Here is a 19772-nt window from a genome sequence, read left to right as displayed (position 1 = left end):
TAAATTTTAATTAAATATTCGCTGAGATAAATAATAACACTCTACACAAAAATGTGAAATGAGATAGTTATTTTACGTAACAAAAAGTTAACCACAACGAATATTTATCCGATCAAATTCAAGAGATGAACAAGATACGGTGTTAATAAAGGAGCAAATATTGCAGTCAAAACTCCGTTTAGAGCCATTCCAAGTGCGCCGTACGCACCAAATTTTTCTCCATTTTTCACAATTTCTGCTGTACCGATAGCATGTGCAGCTGTGCCCATGGCTATTCCTATGGCCTTATGATCTTTAATTCCTAATTTCGTCAGGAAGCTCCAGCCGAATAAAGCTCCAATAAATCCGGTTATAAAAACGGTGGCAATAGTAAGAGAGGGAATTCCTCCCAACCCTTTCGATACTTCCATAGCTATGGGAGTAGTAACAGATTTGGGAGATAATGAATAGGCGATAATATCTGAAGCTCCCAAAATTTTGGCTATAATTACAACGGAAATAATCCCGGAAAGACTTCCTGCAATCATAGCAAGGAACACTCTTACATAGCTTCCTTTTAAATGTTTTATATATAAATATAGAGGCAACCCTAAGGTGACTACAGAAGGTCCTAACCAAAATGAAATTAAGGAAGTATTCTTATTGTAATCCTCATATGGGGTTTGGGTAATTTTTAAATAAACTATTAATAAAGCTATGGAAGTAATTCCCGGATGAAGAATTTTATATTTAAATTTATTATATAATAAATTACATAGCCAAAATATTAGTAAAGTTAAAGTTAAATGGAAAAGAGGAGTGTCTAAAAATTCCTTCATTCTTTCTTATTTCTTATAAGTAAACTCACTATTAACAGCACAATAAAGGTACTTAGTATTATAGAGATAATAATTGCCAACCATTCTTTTGAAATGAGATCCCATTCAGAAGCTAGTCCAACGCCTAATGGGATGAATAAAATCAACATATTATTTAAAAAGAAAGTAGCAACTTCTTTTATATCTTCTACTTTTAGAATATTTAATTGTAAAGATACAAGTAATAGAAGCATTCCTATTATGCTTCCCGGAATCTTTATTTGTAGAATAAATACTATTAATTCACCGATAAAATATAATAGTAATATAATTCCTAATTGAGAAATCAATTTCATATAACAAAATTACTATATTTAAAACTAAATCAAATATTATTTTTCATAAGATATTATTTTGAAAAATTTTCAATTAATATTTTATTTATTGAAAATATAATAATTCATAGGCAAAAGCTATATAAACTTATACATTTTTCTCTAGCTTAATAGCTTTTTCTATAAAATCTATGGTATTGATTGCATTCTCAGCATCTATACGAGAAGGTTTCGAATTTTTTAATGATTGAACAATTTCTGTATACATTAGAGTATGTAGCGATTCTTTATTTAATGCTATATTTTCGGCAGGAAAATCAGCAACGTTATGAAATACTAATTGATCCATATATTGTCCTCCTATTTTAATAGTTCCTTTTTCAGCGATAAGGGTAATGGAAGAATCAAAATTTTTTTCAAAGGTGGATATAGTGTAAAACATGTTTCCTAAGGTTTTATCTGATTTGAATTCGATAATTCCACTATCGTTAAATTCAATAACTTTCTTATGAGTAAAGTTTGTTGCCAAGTTGGTTATTAATTCCAACTTTCCTAATAAATAATGTAAGACATCTATAAAATGTGAAAATTGTGTAAATAATACTCCACCATCTAAACTTTTTGTACCGCGCCACAATGAATTTTCATAATAAGCATTATTTCTGTTCCAAAAACATTCAACTCTTATAAGGAATATTTCACCTAAAAAATTTTTTTCAATTAAATTTTTCACATGATTGATTAGGTCAGAAAAACGTAGTTGTAATGAGGTAAATAATCGAACATTATTTTTTTTTGCCAAATTGATTAATTTTTCCGTTTGATCTTTGTATAAGGTTATTGGTTTTTCCACCAAAACATTTTTAGATAAATCTAAAATTTCTTTTGCCTGATCATAATGAAGTCCATTGGGAGAGGCAATTATATACAGATCTATATCCGGGAAATTAGTATGACATTCTGATATAGTTGAGAAGATGGAAACACTGTTATCTTCTACTACGATATCATTGGTATCTACTAATGCTACTAATTTTAAACTTTCATTTTGAGAGATGTTCTCAAAATGTATTTTTCCTATATGACCAAACCCTATAATTGCTGTTTTAAGAATGTTTTTTTTTAAAATCATTTAGATATTTTACAAATCCTATCAGGAAAATTATAGATAAAGATAATAAAAATCCATAAAAAGCATAAGCGTAGGTATTTTTTTTGACAAATAAAAATTTATTTTCATCCACAAGTTGTGGTTGTGAAAGTACTGATATAACCTGAGATTTTTTAACTTTTTCAATTTCTATTTCAGATAAATATCTTGTTCGATTCATTGCTGCAGTTAGTAAATCCATTTCAACATTATTTTTTGTGTTTCCATTTAAAAAAAGAGAAGTGGAAGTGGCAGATATTGGACTTTTAGTTCTTGATAATAGCAAAGAATCAATTATTTTTAGTTCATAAGTATATATTTTACTTCTAATATCTAAAGACCTCAGATAAGATTCCTTCATTCTTGAACAATAAGGATCATTTTCAATGGGCTGTAAAATTTCACTTTTAATTTCTTCAGAAGATAGTTTCCTTTTAGACTTAATAGATATAGTATGTGTAGGGTAGTCAGTATCAACAAGTTTTTTTATAAAATTACTTATTTTGAATTGACTGGATAAGATGGTATCTCTATTGTTATCTTCATTATCATCTAAAATTTTATAGTAAATTTCAATTTCGTTAGTGAATGATTTTATAGGAAATATAGATATGGATTTTAAATCTTTATAAAATTCATTTTCTTTACTTCCTGAAAGCTTTTCATACGAATTAATTTGTTGGTATATTGTTTTTGTACTTTTAAAATTAGGCTCTATGATCATTTCATAATTGTATAAAGCCGGAGAAATCTCATCATTATAATAACCTATAGCACCTGAAATAATTACAAAAGCTACAATTAAAACAAAAAATCTTTTTAATAATATAAAAAAATTTATTAGAGCATTAAAAATGTTTGTAAAAAAATTACCAATACAAGTAAAAATTTTAATTATTCCATTTTTAAAATAATTTAATAAATCTAATATGTTAATTTCTTGTCTAGAGGTTGAATCTTGTCTTTCCATAACTCATAATTAGGTATTAATTCTTTAATTTTAAAATTTGTTCAAGAATTTTCTGAGTAATTAAGTATGTGGGTTTTACACCGGTCAAACCTAGACCTCCGGAGGCTAATGTACTTCCGGTTTCTAAAGGATTATCCGATGCATAATAGGCGTATCTTAGCTTTACATTTTCACCTATGTGATTACGTATTTTAGAAGCCACTTGAATTGCTTTTTGATAATGTGCTCCTTCCATCTCTAAACCGATTGCTTTCCAAGAAGTTTGCATAAAATAGGTTAAAACATTTTTGTTTTGTAAAGATGTACCTAATACAGTAATCATAGCACCTTTATATGCGTTGATATTATATCCTTCAAAATCTTTTAATGACAGTTCATTTTGAAATGGATAATTATCTGCTGTACCTTCAAATATATGAGCATCGGGTATCATGATATCTCCCTTATTGCCGACTAATATTCCGGCTTTTCCTAAGATAGAAATTGAGTCTACATTTAGATTTGCTTTTTCTTTTACTGTATTCAAAGGCCTTAATAATTCATCCATGATTTCAAAAGCTTGTTCACCAAAAGCATAATCGAAAACAATTAAAATATCTTCTTTATTTATATTCTTTATATCTTTAAATGGAGTGTTATCAAAATTTATCTTTGATAAATCAAAAATTTGAACATCAATATTCGAACCGCTGGTATCTTTTAAATATATCATACCGTTTTTGAGAGCATAACTTTTTACAGATTCTACCAAATCTAAATTTTTACTCAACTCTTCATATATTTTTAAGCCTTCATCTTTGTGATAGGTTTTATTTAAAGATTCAAATGCATACAGCATATTTTTAACACTATGCATATTAGAGCTGATAATGTGCAGTTTTTTATTGAGTAATTTATTTTTGACTAAAGTTTTTTTAACATTTTCCGCCCATTTTTCCCCAAAGAGATGATGACCTACTCTTTCTTTTAAGATAGAGCTAAAAAAAATTTCCCTTCTTCTTATCCCTAAAATATCTTCTTTACTTACTTTTCCTAAATTGTAAATAATTTTTATGAATCTATCCGGCTCATTGGCTTCCTGAAAATTTTTATAGGCAGTAATTACTTCATCAAAACTTCTTCCCAGCATAGTGGCAATATGAGCCAAAATAACTTCTCGTTCTTTTCTTTTTAACGGCTCTGAACTTAATGCAGCGTTTTCTACCGATATCCAAATTCTTCCTACTTTTCCATTAAAGTCATGTGTTCGTTTTCTAATTTTATCTGCTTCGTTATATAGAAAGGTGAGATGAGTAAGAATGTCATAAATTTCAGATCTACCTAATAAAACTTCAATGTTCATTTGATGATCATCTACTCTATAACAAGTTCTTCTTCTTTTTTTAGGATATATCGGGGCAAAAGAAGATTTGTCCAATCCCTCATTGGAAGTCAAATTTATGAAAGAACATTCCTCGATACCTTGAGGAAGCCTATCTAAAACATAATTCAGTCCATTTAGCTCAACTTTATCAGGATCAGCTATCGAGCCATATATTTCGGGATTTAACTTTAAAAGATAATTTCTTAATTCAAGACCAGATGTTCCTGTTGGTTTAAAACCGCCTCTATTAAAAAGATGCCTCATAGTTATGTATAATCTTTCTATGACATCTGTAGATTCTCTTGCTTTATATATTGTCATCTAGATAATTTTTAACAAAGATAAGACATTCTTCTATTGAGTATTTATTTGATGAATTAATGATGTTTGTTTTACGAAAGACTTAAACTAACATTAGCAAAATCCTAATTAAAATAAAGTTTTTTAATATTCAATTTTATATTATGGTTTAATAATATAAAAAAACACCAGTTAATATTCAAAGAATAAAAATAGGTTTTTAATAGCAAAAATTAAGCCAAACTGGTTAGAGGTGTATTATTTTCAGATTTAGGCAAAATGAAATATTTTAATTTAAGATTATCTAAAGATAAATAATATATAGTAATTTATTTTAAACTTACCATTTCAATTGAAAATTTCCTTACTTATCCAGTTTATTAAACGATTACTATAATTAAATTAAAGATTTGATTTTATGTAATTAGTCATTTTCTGATATAGATGAAATCTAGTATTTCCACCATATATACCATGATTTTTATCAGGATAAATGGCCATATCGAATTCTTTTCCCTCTTCAATTAAAGCATTAATCATTTCTGCGGAATTTTGAAAATGCACATTATCATCAGCCGTTCCATGTATTATCAAAAAATTGCCTTCTAAATTATGTGCAAAATTTATAGGAGAATTTTCATCATATCCTTTAGAATTTTCTTGCGGAGTTTGTAAAAAACGTTCCGTATAAATTGTATCGTAAAATTTCCAATTGGTAACCGGAGCAACGGCAATTCCCATTTTAAACAAACCATTAGATTTAGTCATACATAATGAAGTCAAATAACCACCAAAGCTCCATCCCCATATGCCAATTCTGTGGGGATCGACAAATGATTGTAGCTGTAACCATTTTACAGCTGCAATTTGATCTTCAAGTTCTAACTTTCCAAGTTGTTTATAGATTAATTTTTTAAAAATTTCTCCTCTACCTCCAGTTCCTCTACCATCGACAGATACAATAATGTATCCCTCTTGTGCAAGCATTTGATGCCACCAATAATTAAAGGAATCCCAAGAATTATTTACAGTTTGAGATCCTGGTCCACCATATACGTACATTAATACGGGATATTTTTTTTCAGGATTGAAATTTTTAGGTTTTATGATATAAGATTTTAAAGATATTCCATTTTCGGTAGGGATATCGATAAATTCTATTTTATCTATTTCTTTTTGCTTGCTATAAGAAATTAAAGTAGAATTATCTTCTAATGTTTTTAGTATGTTTCCTAAATTATTTCTTAAGGTATATAAAGGAGGGATTTCTGTAGTACTGAATTTATCAATGAAAAAAGAAAAATCGCTACTAAAAGCTGCTTCATGCGTTCCTAATTCGGATGTTAAAATTTTATGTTTACCGTTTTTTATGTTAACAGTAGCTATTACTCTGTTATTAGGACCTTTTTCATTAGATTGAAAATACACTATACCATTTTTTTCATCGATTCCATATACTTTAGTAACTTCCCAATCTCCTTTTGTAAGTTGTTTGATTGGTTGCCCATTCTTATTATACAGATATAAATGATTATATTCGTTTTTTTCGGAATTTAAAATAAAGCTTCCGTCTTCTAAAAAATTAATAAAAAGATTGTGAGTATCAATCCATGTTTTAGAAGATTCTGTAACTAATATTTTAGTACTAAGTTTTATAGGGTTTATATTTAAATAATTTATTTTATTTTGTAATCGGTTGGAAGTTATAGCTATTAAATCGCCGGTTGAAGAAAATGCAATTTTAATAATATAATAGTTATCTATTTCATTTAACGGAATATTATGAGCATCTTTCTTATCTAAATTATAAAGGTATAAACTTACTTTCGAATTATTTTCACCAGCCTTAGGGTATTTATAAGAGAATGTTTTAGGATAAAGATTATTTTCGTAAAGTGAAATATTAATATTTTTTACATTGGATTCATCAAATTGAATAAAAGCAATGAATTTTCCATCAGGAGACCATTCAAAATTTCGAACATTTCCGAATTCTTCTTCATATACCCAATCTGAAATTCCATTGATAATTTTATTTATTTTTCCATCGTGGGTCACTTGCGTTATTTTTAAAGAAGGAAACTCCTGATAATAAATATTATTTTCGTAAACAAAAGATACTTTTGTACCATCGGGAGAAAATACAGGTTCTTGTATAGGTTTTTTATTAAAAACCTCATATAAAGTTTGTTTTTTTATATCATATAAAGTATATATACCGGTTTTAGAATGTCGATAAATTGATGAAGATTCTGATTCTAATAGCAAAAGATTTTCATTAGGGCTAAATTGATAATCGGTGTAATTCCCTGAAATTATGTTGCTTATCTTATTAAAGCTTTCATAAGAATATTTTTCAATTCCGTTTTTTGTTAAAATAGTGTATTGTTTTCCATTTTTCAAAGAATTTATTCCTGAAATACTTTTAGGATAAAATTTACCGCTCCATATTTCTTCTAATGTAATTTTTTGTGTATATAAATTTATTACTAATGTAAATGAAAATATAAACGAAAATAATTTTTTCTTTGAAATCATGTAGAATTTTTTATAAATTAAAATTTTTTCATAAAAATTACACCTTTTTATGAAACTTAAAATAATCAACAAATATTGTTTACATTATATTTATATGATATGAAAAATTTTATAACAATGTTAATTTAGCGGGATAATATTGTTAATTAATTATATGTATTTGGATCAAGGGCTTTAGGTGACCAATTAAATAAAAATTTTTCAACCTTTTTAAGGTCATAGCCTGAATTATTATCTTCTAAAAAATCAGATTGTTGAGTGTGGATTCTTACACCATTTTCGTTTAAAATCACAAAAACGGGAAAACCAAAACGTTGAGGGAATCCTAGTTTAGCTAAAATTGCTTCATTTTTATTTTCTTTGGAATAATTTAAGTGATAAACAATAAAATTATTCATTAGACTATTCCTAATATCATAATTATCTTGAGTTAGTTTATGGAAGCGAATACACCAAATGCACCAGTTTCCTCCTATTTGAAGTAAAATAAATTTCTTTTCTTTTTTAGCCTCTACAATGCAAGAATCTATTTTTTTTTGAGCATCGTCAGTAGGATTGTATATTGTCTTTTTATCTTGTGAATTAACAAAAGAGATAATGAATAAAAATAGTAATAAAAATTTGATTTTCATATTAATTAGTTTCAGAGAGTTCTTCCATTTTTAATTGGTTTTGCTGTTCTTTAGATAATTTGTTTTTTAAATGATTGATTACTCCATCATAAATATGCTGTAAAGCATTCGCATCAGCGTAATAATAAACATAACTATCTTGAAAAATTTCTTTGGTTGTATGGTGCGCTTTAAATATTGAAACATACGTTTCGAAAGCAATTTCTTTACTTAAAGGTATATTGGATGGAGTTTGATTGTAAAGATATATATCGCTTAAGATAGCTATCATATCTGTTTTAGATAATAGTTTATCTGGTTTCTTAAGTGCATGTTGGCAAGAAAACAATGACAAAAACAAGAAAAAGAATATATAAAAGTAAAGTTTCATAATCTCCCTAATAAAGACATAAATTTCATTTTAATAACTCCAAAAACAGCTTCACTGATGATGGCTCCACTCATTTTTGAGTGTCCCTTAGTTCTATCAGTAAATATAATAGGAATTTCTACAATTTTGAATTTTTTACAATAAGCTCGAAATTTCATTTCTATTTGAAAACCATACCCCACTAATTTAACTTTATCTAAAGGCAATTCTTTTAGTACCTTCCTAGTAAAACAAACGAAACCTGCTGTAGAATCATTAATGGGTAGACCGGTTATTAAACGCACATATTTAGAAGCAAAAAAAGAGAGTAAGACACGATTCATTGGCCAATTTACTACATTAACGCCTTGACAATAACGAGACCCTATAGATAGGTCGGCACCATTTTTACAAGCCCAATAAAGTTGTATCAAATCTTTCGGATTATGCGAAAAGTCTGCATCCATTTCAAAAATATAATCATATCCGTTTTTTAGAGCCCATTTAAAGCCATGAATATAGGCTCTTCCTAATCCGTCTTTATTAGCTCTTACCTCTAAAAAAAGTCTGTCTGCATTAGAATTATTAATTAATTCTTCTACCACAGAGCCTGTGCCGTCAGGAGAAGAATCGTCCACAATTAAAACATCAAATTTCTCTTCTAAACTAAATACACTTGAGATAATATCATTGATATTTTCAATTTCATTGTAAGTAGGAATTATAACTAATTTTTTGTCAGGCACAGCATGCTATATTTTAATAAAGTAAATTTATGTTTATAATCACAAAGATAATTTAAAAATACAAGTTAGTTGGATAAAAAATATGAAAACATAAGTTCATTATCAGTTTCTTTTTCAGCTTCTTGAAAAAGAGTTATTAAATGTTTAAATTTTTCAAGTTTTTCTAAGTTTAAATTTTTAAAATTTATTCTTACAGGTAATCCTATGATGCCCGTAAGTGTATCCCAAAGTCCATCTAAATTATTTGCCATGTAAGCATCTAGCCCAAATTTTTTTTGAAATGCTTGATAAAAATTATTCAAATCGGAAATTGAGTTAAAATCAAAAGATATAGTTTTCATCTTTCTTGAAAAGTTTTATAATGATCATAGGTAACAAAAATTAGTCCATCATTGGAAAAAACGATACGATCAGTTCCTCTCATTCCGCATTTGTAATTTAAGTCAGCTTCCCACCATTGTCTGCCTTTTTTAGTGGGAATTTTATTTTCTCTGTTTTTGAAACTATCCCCTCCAATTATTTTTCCAGGAAGAATTTTGCACAAATTACCTTTTTCGGGTTTCCATCCAGCTTTACGTGCCTCTGTTCTAGTGATATAATAATTGGGTAAAGAATGATGTTTTTTTATATAATTTAATACAATAGCTTCCGAACTTAATCGTTCTGTATTAAATTGATCAATGTTTAAACTTTTTGTTGATATGTTATAACTGAGAATTAATGCAATTATTAACAAAATACCAAATAAAAGGCTATAAAAAAAGGATTGTTTTTTAATTTTCATTCTAATATATTAAATATAATTAATAAAATTATCTAAATAATGAATAAGTTTTTTTACTTTTGCCAAATTTCATTTAAAAATGTTAATCGAAAGTAATAGAAACCCAAAGATAAAGAATTTAGTAAAGTTGTTAGAAAAAAGTAAAGAAAGGAAAAGTCAAAAAAGGTTTATTGTTGAAGGCAAAAATGAAAATTTTTTTGCTTTAAAAAATGGTTTTGTTCCTCTTGAGTTTTATATACAACCGGATATCTTTCAGAATTCAATATCGCTGCCTTCTTCCATAATTACCTATGAAGTTTCTCAAACTGTATATGAAAAGATAGCATACAGAAAGATGTCAGGAGGAATACTTGGAGTTTACGAATATAAAAATTATGAGATTAACCAAATTAAATTGCCGAATAATCCTTTTATTTTGATTATAGAAGCATTAGAAAAACCGGGAAATCTCGGTGCTATATGTAGATCTGCAGACGCATTTGGAGTAGACATGGTAGTGGTATGTGAGGAAAAAGCGGATCTATATAATCCAAATGTGCTTCGATCGTCGGTGGGAAGTTTTTTTAATATTCCTATTATATCGACATCTAACCAAAATATATATGATTTTGTGATAAAAAAAGAAATACCGATTTATGCTACTTATATGAATGAATCTTCTATTTCTATACAAAATGTTGATTTTACACAATCAGCAGCAGTTATTTTTGGTACAGAACATTCAGGAATATCAGAATTTTGGAAAAGTAAAATAACACAAAATGTATTAATTCCGATGCAAGGACAGATAGATTCTTTAAATGTAAGCAATGCTGTAGCAATTGTTTGTTATGAAGTAGAAAGACAAAAAATAATGTTTAACAATCTCTGATTAAAAATAATATTTGCAAACTTTATGTGTATTATAATATAAATATATCGTATTCTTGTTCTTTATTAATTAGAACTTATATCTTTGTATGAAATTTTTTACAAATAATAGAACATTATTACCTTATTATTTGTTAAAAATAATAAGTATAATGTAATTAGTTGGATAAATAACACTAAAAAACTAGCTAAAGTAAAACTAAAATTTGTACAACTATGTTTGAAATTTTTAAAGACAAATCAGGTGCTTTTCGATTTAGACTGAAAGCAAAAAATGGGCAAATTATCCTTGTAAGTGAAGGATATACCCAAAAGACAAACTGTCAAAAAGGCGTTAGTTCTGTAAAAAGAAATTCTAAAAACGAAGACCGTTTTGAATTGAAACAGTCAGCTAACAAAAAGTGGTTTTTTAACTTGAAAGCCGGTAATGGACAAATAGTAGGAACCAGTGAGCTTTATGACAATGAAACAAATGCTAAAAATGGTGTAAAATCAGTTATGAATAATGCGCCAACAGCAGAAACCTTTGATCTATCTAAATAGATAGATTAACTTAAGCCTAAATAAATTAGGTTTGAATATTTACTAAAAGTAAAAGCTGCGAATTTTCGCAGCTTTTATTTTTATAATTATTATACAAACTATTTTAAGATAAAGTATTTTTAATTCTTTTCAAGGCCTCTATAAGATCTTCTTCTGAAGCAGCATATGATAATCTTATACAATTGCTGTCGCCAAAACATACTCCCCCCACTGTAGCAACATGTGCTTTTTCTAATAACATTAAAGCAAAGTCGTCAGAATTATTGATTGCATGACCTTGAATGGTTTTTCCAAAATAAAAAGAAACATCAGGAAAGAAATAAAAAGCGCCGGCGGGTTTATTTACTTTAAATCCGGGAATTTCATGTACTAAATTATAGACAAGTTCACGTCTTTTTTTAAAGCCGTCTATCATATAATTAATAGCTGAAGGATCAGCTTCTATTGCGGTTATAGATGCCATTTGCGCGATACAGTTAGCTCCTGAAGTCATCTGACCTTGAATTTTATCACAAGCATCCGAAAGCCATTTAGGACCTCCTAAATATCCAATTCTCCAACCCGTCATTGCATAAGATTTTGATACTCCGTTAATGGTAACTGTTTGTTCAAAAACTTCAGGAAACTGTGCTATGCTTTCATGCTTTCCTTCATAATTAATATATTCATAAATTTCATCGGAAATAATAATTATATTAGGATGCTTTGCAAATACTTTAGCTAGGGCATGCAATTCGTCCTTAGTATAAACTGTTCCTGATGGATTGCAAGGAGAACTAAATAAAAATGCCTTGGTTTTAGGTGTAATCGCTTTTTCAAGTTGCTCAGGGGTAATTTTAAAATCTGTGTCAATAGTAGTATTTACAACAATATTTTTACCCCCTGCAAGTTTTACCATTTCATAATAGCTAACCCAATAGGGAGCAGGGACGATCACCTCGTCTCCATCATTAATAATAGAAAGCAGCACATTAATTATGGATTGTTTACCGCCGTTGGACACAACAATTTGATCTGGCTTATACTCTAAATTATTGTCTCTTTTAAATTTATTGGCAATAGCTTTTCTTAATTCTAAATATCCGGGAACAGGAGTATAGGATTTTACTCCATTTTTAATCGCCTTAATGGCAGCTTCCCTTACAAATTCAGGAATTTCGAAATCAGGCTCCCCCAAAGTTAAACTAATAACATTGATTCCTTGAGCTTTTAATTCCCTAGCTTTATTAGACATTACAAAGGTTTGAGAATAGCTAAGACGATTAACACGTTCTGATAATAGATTCATTTTGGACTAATTATTATTTTTTATTTTTCTAAAATCAAAAATACAGATTTTTTTTATATAAAAATAGTTTTCATTAAGATAAAGGTATGGATTATGCAGTTCATTTTCAGTCTATACAGACTCTTTTTTATAAATACATTTTTTGTGTATTTTTGTAATCTTATTTTATATTCAGTAGTTTGAGAAGAAAAAAAAATATACAAATATCCAATTTGGTACTGATTTCTGCCGGTGCTAAGGGAGTTGCTATAGGAAAAACTGAAGAAGGAAAAACCGTATTAGTAGGTAATGCAGTTCCTGGAGATGTAGTTGATGTTCAGGTAATAAAGTCTAAAAAAAATTATTATGAAGCAAAAGTTTTAGACTTTATTAAATATTCTTCCGATAGGGAAAACCCAGAGTGTATACATTTCGGAATATGTGGAGGATGTAAATGGCAAAATCTTTCTTATGAAAAACAATTAGAGTATAAAGAAAAAGAAGTATATAATAATATAAAGAGAATCGGGAAAATTGATAATTTTCAGGAATTGAACATTATTCCTTCATCAGATAAATATAATTATCGGAATAAAATGGAATTTTCGTTTTCTAATGCACGTTGGCTAACCTCTGAAGAAATACAGTCAGAAATAAATGTAATTGATAAAGACGCCTTAGGTTTCCATATACCTCAGCAATGGAATAAAGTATTAGATATTCAAGAATGTTTTTTACAAAAAGAACCTTCTAATAAAATTAGAAATTCCATCAAAAGGTTTGCAATAAAGCAAAATATGGAATTTTACGACTTTAAAGAGAAAAACGGATTTCTAAGAACTTTAATGATTCGCTCAAATTCTAAAAATGAAATAATGATTTTACTTCAGTTTTTTAAGGAGGATAGTGAAAACATTGAAAAGATGTTGAACTATGTAAGAGATGAATTTCCTGAAGTTAAGACAATTCTTTATGCAGTCAATCCTAAAGGTAATGATAGCTTATATGATTTGGATATAAAAACATTCCATGGTACCGGGTTCTTGATGGAAGAAATAGGTAATTTAAAATTTAAAATAGGGCCAAAGTCATTCTTTCAAACTAACTATAAGCAAGCAGTTAAATTATATGAAATAACTCGAAATTTTGCCGAATTAAATGGAGAGGAAATAGTTTATGATCTCTATACAGGGACCGGTACTATAGCTCAATTTATTTCATGTAAAGCAAAATTGGTGGTGGGAGTTGAATCTGTACCCGAAGCAATAAGAGCTGCAAAGGAAAACGCAGAATACAATAATATTTCAAATTGTCGTTTTTATTGTGGTGATATGAAAGATATATTTACAGAAGAATTTATCTATGAAAACGGTTATCCGGATGTAATTATTACTGATCCGCCAAGGGAAGGCATGCATAAAAATGTGGTAAACACTATTTTACGTATAGCTCCGAAGAAAGTAGTTTATGTAAGTTGTAATTCGGCTACACAAGCTAGAGATTTGGAGATCATGAAAGAAAAATATGAAGTGATTAAAGTTCAGGCTGTAGATATGTTTCCACAGACTTATCATGTAGAAAGCGTAGCGCTTCTTAAACTAAAATAAAAAATGTTCCAGAAAAAATTAAATCTATTATTTGTTCTATTCTTTATGTGCATACTTGTATTTTCTTGTTTGGATGATGATGTATGTGATAAAGTAACCACTCCAAGATTGACGATTGAATTAGATAGTCTAGGAATTAAGTATAAGAAAAAGCGATTAATTGTAGATAGGAAAAAGTCGGATGGAAGTATTCAGTCAGAGGGAATTTTCGAAGGGAAAGACAGCATACAATTACCATTAAATTCTTTATCGGATGAAACAGTTTTTTATTTATATGATACCCCCCATACTCCGGATTCATGTAAAAATATTATTACTATAAAATATACTACTGAACAGCAATTTGTCTCCAAAGCATGTGGATTTAAAGTTGTATACAATGGCATAACCTATGATCCAACAGTACTCAAAAATATAAAATCCATATCAGGTCAAACCAACCAAATATATAATGAATCCTCGACGAATTTACATATTGCTTATTAGTATATTTTTGGGAATATTTGCTAATTCCCAAACAAAAAGCAAAGATTCTTTATCTGTGAATATTCCCAAACATCAAATGTTCATAGGAGTAGATTTATTAAACCCTATTGTAGGATGTTTTGCAGATAAAAAAAATTATAGTAGCTTTATCACTTATAAAATTAAAAATAGATGGTTGGCAGTTTTTGAAATAGGTTATGAAAAAAATACCTATAATAAAAATAATTGGAATATTGATGCAAAGGGAGTTTTTGGTGAAATAGGAGTAAATTACATACTGACTAATAACTATGAAAAATCAGGAGAAGGATTTTATTTAGGAGCAAGATTTGGCTTCTCTCCATATAAGCAAAATATAAAAAAATATCCTATTAAAGGTATGAACTCCGAAGGACAAATACAACTAATAGGAGAAGGTTCTTTATCAGAAGCAAATGTAAATTCCGGCTGGTTAGAAGCAGTAGCTGGAGCAAAAGTACAAATTGGTAACTCACCGTTTTATATTGATTTCATGGTTCGCCCAAAATTTATTGTATATTCTAGTAAGCAACAGGATGTTAGTAACTTAGTTGTTCCTGGGTATGGAAAAGATAAGGGGGCAGCAAATATTTCTCTTTTCTGGGGATTAACCTATCGGTTATTTTAAATATATTGAAAGAAACTATTTTTACAATAAATAATAATAGATAAGAAAATAAATAAATTTTAAATTATATTTTTGTAAAATATTTAAATATATGAATATTACAATTGTAGGAACGGGATATGTTGGGCTGGTATCTGGAACCTGCCTTGCTGATTTAGGGCATAGCGTACATTGTGTTGATATAAATGAAGAAAAGGTAACTATGATGAAAAATGGGCAAGTACCCATTTATGAACCGCAATTAGAGGAAGTATTTCTAAGAAATATAAAAGGGGGACGGTTATTCTTCACAACTAATTTGAGTGAAGCCATGAAGGTTTCAAACGTTATTTTTCTAGCATTGCCTACTCCTCCTGGTGAAGACGGTTCCGCCGATTTGTCTTATGTTTTAGACGTGGCCGGTAAGATAGGGAATCTTATGACAGATTATACACTAATTGTAAATAAAAGTACGGTGCCGGTAGGTACATCCGAGAAAGTTAAAAATTTAATAAAATCAAAAACACAAAAACCATTCGATGTTGTTTCAAATCCTGAATTTTTACGCGAAGGATATGCAGTTGAAGATTTTATGAATCCGGAAAGAGTAATAGTAGGAGCTAGTTCACAAAAAGCCTTTGAAATAATGGATAAAATTTATTTACCATTGACAAATGCCGGAGCTAAATTGATAAAAATGGATGAAAAATCTTCCGAGCTGACTAAATATGCTTCCAACTCTTTCTTGGCAACTAAAATTACGTTCATGAATGAAGTTGCTAATTATTGCGAGAAAGTAGGAGCAGACGTGGATAGAGTAAGATTAGGTATGGGATCAGATGAAAGAATTGGCAATAGGTTTTTATTCCCAGGTGTGGGCTATGGAGGAAGTTGTTTTCCCAAAGATGTAAAAGCTCTATTAAAAAGTGGTAAGGAAGTTGGGTATACATTTGAAATTCTTGAATCTGTAGAAGAAGTTAATCAAAGACAAAAAACTATTTTAGTTCCAGAAGTAGAAAAATATTTAGGCAGCTTAAAAAATAAACAAATAGCAATATGGGGGCTGGCTTTTAAAGAGAATACTGATGATATACGTGAAGCGTCTTCTCTTGAAATAATCGAGATGTTGTTGGATAAGGGAGCTAAAGTAAGAGCGTATGACTCAATTGCATCGAAAAATGTGAAAAAAATTTTAGGCGATAAAATAGAATATGCGGAAAACATGTATGAATGTGTAGAAGGATCAGATGCTTTAATTATAGTAACAGAATGGGGAGAATTTAGAAATCCGCATTTCGATATTTTAGAGAAAAAAATGATTAATAAGGCAATTTTCGACGGACGAAATCTTTATAATTTAGACGAATTACAAGCTCAAGGTTTTTATTACAAAAGTATAGGAAGAAAATTAATTAAAGGATAGATAATTTTTTAAAATAAATGAAAAAATTAGTAATTACAGGTGGTGCTGGGTTTATCGGCTCGCATGTAGTAAGAAGATTTGTAAATCAATATCCGGAATATACGATTTTAAATCTTGATGCATTAACATATGCAGGTAATTTAGAAAATTTAAAAGATATAGAAGACAAACCTAATTATCAGTTTATAAAAGCCGATATCACTGATGAAAAGCAAATAATAGAAATATTTTCAGAATTTCAGCCAGATGGAGTTATTCATTTAGCAGCTGAATCTCATGTTGACAGGTCTATAACCACACCATTAGAATTTGTAAAATCAAATGTTATTGGAACTGTTATTCTTTTAGATGCAGCAAAAAAAATATGGAATAAAAATTATGAAGGTAAAAGATTTCATCATGTTTCTACTGATGAAGTGTATGGAACTTTAAATGAAACCGGTTTTTTTACAGAAGAAACTAAATATAATCCTCATTCTCCGTATTCTGCTTCAAAAGCATCTTCAGATCATTTTGTAAGAGCTTACGCAGATACCTATAACTTGCCGGTTGTTATTACTAATTGTTCAAATAATTATGGGCCTAACCATTTTCCTGAGAAATTTATTCCATTATTGATTCATAATATATTAAACAATAAGACTTTGCCAGTATATGGCGATGGGAATTATACCAGAGATTGGCTTTATGTAATTGACCATGCTATTGCAATTGATTTGGTATTCCACAAAGGGAAGAACAAAGATAATTATAATATAGGAGGATTTAATGAATGGAAAAATATTGATTTGGTTCATTTAGTCTGCAAGTTGATGGATAAAAAATTGGGTAGAAGTGAGGGAGAAAGTGCAAAATTAATTACATTTGTCAAAGACCGTCCTGGACATGATTTACGTTATGCTATTGATGCGAGTAAAATAAATAAGGAGTTAGGGTGGAAGCCTTCAGTAAATTTTGAAGAAGGGTTAACAAGAACTATTGATTGGTATATGGATAATCAAGATTGGTTGAACCATGTAACGAGTGGCTCTTACAGAAAATATTATGATGAGCAATATGATTTAATTTAGGTATGACTATAAATAAAATAAAAATATTTATATTCTTATTATTAATTATAATTATTTCCTGTACAAAAAATAAAGAAAGTAACACCAAAGCTACGCAAGCCTACCAAAAAGAAGGTTTATCAATTGATTTACCTTTTTATTGGAAGGTAAAAGATGATTACTTAAAAGAGGGTAACAGATATATAGAATTAGACAAATACGCTAATTACAGCGTAGAAAGTACAATGGCTATAAGTATTTTTAAGCAAAAGTTATCTGTGGATTCAATATTGAACAATCAAATCAACCAACTTCGAACGTTTTATCAGAAAGTAAATTTTAAAGTTACAAATGAAAATAAGTTTATACGTTTAGGTAAATTTGATTGTATATCAACCTTTTATGAGGCTGATGATACTAAGAATAAAATATATGGACAAGTGGGTGTCATACAATATGAAAATAAAACAATTACGGTACAAATAATAGAAAATAAAAACAATGCCGATATGTCCGATTATAATTTTATGTTTAATACATTTATAATAAAATAATTATATGAAAGGAATAATATTAGCCGGGGGGTCAGGGACCCGATTATACCCACTTACTATAGCTGTAAGTAAGCAACTAATGCCTGTATATGATAAACCAATGATCTATTACCCATTATCAGTCTTAATGGATGCAGAGATTAAAGATATTTTAATAATTACTACACCCCATGATCAAGAAGCATTTAAAAAATTACTGGGAGATGGTTCTGACTTTGGATGTAATTTAACTTATGAAGTTCAACACACTCCTAATGGTTTAGCGCAAGCATTTATAATAGGTGAAAAATTTATAGGTGATGATTCGGTAGCATTAATCTTAGGAGATAATATTTTTTATGGATCAGGATTAAGTAAATTATTAAGATCTAAAACTAATCCGAAAGGAGCTATAGTTTTTGCTTATCATGTAAATGATCCAGAAAGATATGGAGTAGTAGAATTTAATGAAGCTATGAAAGCTATTTCAATCGAAGAAAAGCCATTAATTCCTAAATCCAATTATGCAGTACCCGGCTTGTATTTTTATGATAATCAGGTAGTAGAAATAGCTAAACAATTAAAGCCGTCAGCTAGGGGAGAATATGAAATAACAGATGTAAATAAAGTATATTTGGAAAAAGGAGAATTAGAAGTAGGAGTTATGGACAGAGGTACAGCATGGTTAGATACGGGAACTTTTGATTCTTTGCACGATGCGACAGAGTATATACGTGTCATAGAAAAAAGACAAGGTATAAAAATTGGGTGTATAGAGGAAACTGCATATAAAAGAGGATTTATTACAATTGAAAAATTATATGAAATTGCTAATAAATATGGAAAAAGTGGCTATGGAGAATATCTTAAAAATATTACCTATTATAAACGTTAGTATCTAAAATTAAATGGAAGAAAAGCAAAAATGGACTGAGCAAATAAGTGCAAAACATTCCCTATTTGATTTCAAGCTAAAAGAAGTTTGGAATTATAGGGATTTATTATTTCTTATGGTTAGACGAAATTTTGTTGCCAATTATAAGCAGACCATTCTAGGACCTCTTTGGTTTTTTTTAAATCCAATACTAACTTCTTTGATGTTTACAGTTGTTTTTGGTAGTATTGCCGGTATAAAGACAAATGGGATACCAGGTATTTTATTTTATTTATCAGGGTTAACTCTTTGGAACTATTTTCAAGATTGCTTAATTGGCACCTCTTCAGTATTTAGAGATAATGCAAGTATTTTTGGAAAAGTTTATTTTCCTCGTTTAATAATGCCATTATCAATAGTTATTGGAAACTTGCTGAAATTTGGAATTCAATTTATTTTATTTATAATTTTTTTACTATATTATTTAGTTAAAGGAGTACATATAAATAGTACTATATATATTATTTTACT

The 19772-nt window shown here is 28.8% G+C and carries 22 protein-coding genes; 10 read left to right on the top strand and 12 right to left on the bottom strand.

Annotation, left to right across the window (positions count from 1 at the left end; genetic code table 11):
• Positions 1 to 104: 104 nt before the first annotated feature.
• From M3Z80_RS01360 to M3Z80_RS01310, 11 genes are all read right to left on the bottom strand, one after another.
• Complete coding sequence (locus tag M3Z80_RS01360; protein ID WP_293916816.1) at positions 105 to 818, bottom strand: LrgB family protein; 714 nt, start codon at positions 816 to 818, stop codon at positions 105 to 107.
• A complete protein-coding gene (locus tag M3Z80_RS01355; protein ID WP_293916814.1) occupies positions 815 to 1153 on the bottom strand; it encodes a CidA/LrgA family protein in 339 nt (112 codons plus the stop codon). Before M3Z80_RS01355 ends, M3Z80_RS01360 begins: the two co-directional genes overlap by 4 nt.
• 127 nt (positions 1154 to 1280) lie before the next feature.
• On the bottom strand, positions 1281 to 2264 hold the full coding sequence (locus M3Z80_RS01350; RefSeq protein WP_293916812.1) for a Gfo/Idh/MocA family protein: 984 nt from the start codon (positions 2262 to 2264) through the stop codon (positions 1281 to 1283).
• Complete coding sequence (locus M3Z80_RS01345) at positions 2239 to 3252, bottom strand: hypothetical protein (RefSeq protein ID WP_293916810.1); 1014 nt, start codon at positions 3250 to 3252, stop codon at positions 2239 to 2241. The genes M3Z80_RS01350 and M3Z80_RS01345 overlap by 26 nt, the downstream gene beginning before the upstream one ends.
• A gap of 16 nt (positions 3253 to 3268) precedes the next feature.
• A complete protein-coding gene (locus M3Z80_RS01340) occupies positions 3269 to 4936 on the bottom strand; it encodes a DUF6909 family protein (RefSeq protein WP_293916808.1) in 1668 nt (555 codons plus the stop codon).
• A gap of 381 nt (positions 4937 to 5317) precedes the next feature.
• Positions 5318 to 7453 (bottom strand): S9 family peptidase, encoded by a 2136-nt coding sequence (locus M3Z80_RS01335; RefSeq protein ID WP_293916806.1) that lies wholly within the window; start codon positions 7451 to 7453, stop codon positions 5318 to 5320.
• A 146-nt stretch (positions 7454 to 7599) separates the two neighbouring features.
• Positions 7600 to 8085 carry a thioredoxin family protein gene (locus tag M3Z80_RS01330; RefSeq protein WP_293916804.1) on the bottom strand — a complete coding sequence of 162 codons (486 nt, stop codon included), beginning with the start codon at positions 8083 to 8085 and terminating at the stop codon, positions 7600 to 7602.
• Between the two features lies 1 nt (position 8086).
• The gene (locus M3Z80_RS01325; RefSeq protein ID WP_293916801.1) at positions 8087 to 8455 is read right to left on the bottom strand and encodes a DUF4296 domain-containing protein; all 369 of its coding nucleotides are present in this window, start codon (positions 8453 to 8455) and stop codon (positions 8087 to 8089) included.
• Positions 8452 to 9180 carry a polyprenol monophosphomannose synthase gene (locus tag M3Z80_RS01320; protein WP_293916799.1) on the bottom strand — a complete coding sequence of 243 codons (729 nt, stop codon included), beginning with the start codon at positions 9178 to 9180 and terminating at the stop codon, positions 8452 to 8454. Before M3Z80_RS01320 ends, M3Z80_RS01325 begins: the two co-directional genes overlap by 4 nt.
• Before the next feature lie 65 nt (positions 9181 to 9245).
• Positions 9246 to 9521 (bottom strand): barstar family protein, encoded by a 276-nt coding sequence (locus tag M3Z80_RS01315; RefSeq protein WP_293916796.1) that lies wholly within the window; start codon positions 9519 to 9521, stop codon positions 9246 to 9248.
• Complete coding sequence (locus tag M3Z80_RS01310) at positions 9518 to 9964, bottom strand: ribonuclease domain-containing protein (RefSeq protein ID WP_293916794.1); 447 nt, start codon at positions 9962 to 9964, stop codon at positions 9518 to 9520. Before M3Z80_RS01310 ends, M3Z80_RS01315 begins: the two co-directional genes overlap by 4 nt.
• 79 nt (positions 9965 to 10043) lie before the next feature.
• Here M3Z80_RS01310 and M3Z80_RS01305 point away from each other — a divergent pair, with 79 nt between their 5' ends.
• A complete protein-coding gene (locus M3Z80_RS01305; RefSeq protein ID WP_293916793.1) occupies positions 10044 to 10835 on the top strand; it encodes a TrmH family RNA methyltransferase in 792 nt (263 codons plus the stop codon).
• 215 nt (positions 10836 to 11050) lie between these two features.
• Positions 11051 to 11377, top strand: coding sequence for a YegP family protein (locus M3Z80_RS01300; RefSeq protein ID WP_293916792.1), 327 nt, complete (start codon positions 11051 to 11053; stop codon positions 11375 to 11377).
• A 103-nt stretch (positions 11378 to 11480) separates the two neighbouring features.
• On the opposite strand, the gene M3Z80_RS01295 is transcribed toward M3Z80_RS01300, so the two are convergent.
• Positions 11481 to 12665 (bottom strand): pyridoxal phosphate-dependent aminotransferase, encoded by a 1185-nt coding sequence (locus tag M3Z80_RS01295; protein ID WP_293916790.1) that lies wholly within the window; start codon positions 12663 to 12665, stop codon positions 11481 to 11483.
• A 179-nt stretch (positions 12666 to 12844) separates the two neighbouring features.
• On the opposite strand from M3Z80_RS01295, the gene rlmD reads away from it, so the two are divergent.
• The 8 genes from rlmD to M3Z80_RS01255 form a co-directional block, all read left to right on the top strand.
• Positions 12845 to 14251 carry a 23S rRNA (uracil(1939)-C(5))-methyltransferase RlmD gene (rlmD, locus tag M3Z80_RS01290; protein ID WP_293916788.1) on the top strand — a complete coding sequence of 469 codons (1407 nt, stop codon included), beginning with the start codon at positions 12845 to 12847 and terminating at the stop codon, positions 14249 to 14251.
• Between the two features lie 3 nt (positions 14252 to 14254).
• On the top strand, positions 14255 to 14737 hold the full coding sequence (locus tag M3Z80_RS01285) for a DUF6452 family protein (protein WP_293916787.1): 483 nt from the start codon (positions 14255 to 14257) through the stop codon (positions 14735 to 14737).
• Positions 14738 to 14744: 7 nt separating this feature from the next.
• Positions 14745 to 15383 (top strand): DUF6048 family protein, encoded by a 639-nt coding sequence (locus M3Z80_RS01280; protein ID WP_293916785.1) that lies wholly within the window; start codon positions 14745 to 14747, stop codon positions 15381 to 15383.
• 91 nt (positions 15384 to 15474) lie between these two features.
• A complete protein-coding gene (locus tag M3Z80_RS01275; protein WP_293916784.1) occupies positions 15475 to 16785 on the top strand; it encodes a UDP-glucose dehydrogenase family protein in 1311 nt (436 codons plus the stop codon).
• 17 nt (positions 16786 to 16802) lie between these two features.
• A complete protein-coding gene (gene rfbB / locus M3Z80_RS01270) occupies positions 16803 to 17855 on the top strand; it encodes a dTDP-glucose 4,6-dehydratase (protein WP_293916783.1) in 1053 nt (350 codons plus the stop codon).
• 2 nt (positions 17856 to 17857) lie between these two features.
• Positions 17858 to 18388, top strand: coding sequence for a hypothetical protein (locus M3Z80_RS01265; protein WP_293916782.1), 531 nt, complete (start codon positions 17858 to 17860; stop codon positions 18386 to 18388).
• Positions 18389 to 18392: 4 nt separating this feature from the next.
• A complete protein-coding gene (gene rfbA, locus M3Z80_RS01260) occupies positions 18393 to 19262 on the top strand; it encodes a glucose-1-phosphate thymidylyltransferase RfbA (RefSeq protein WP_293916781.1) in 870 nt (289 codons plus the stop codon).
• A 13-nt stretch (positions 19263 to 19275) separates the two neighbouring features.
• A partial coding sequence (locus M3Z80_RS01255; RefSeq protein WP_459251432.1) for an ABC transporter permease occupies positions 19276 to 19772 on the top strand: 497 nt, incomplete at its 3' end.

Source organism: Apibacter sp. (genome assembly GCF_025291155.1).
GTDB lineage: Bacteria > Bacteroidota > Bacteroidia > Flavobacteriales > Weeksellaceae > Apibacter.
The sequence above is the reverse complement of the archived record's forward strand: the minus strand, read 5'-3'. Positions and strand labels throughout refer to the sequence as shown.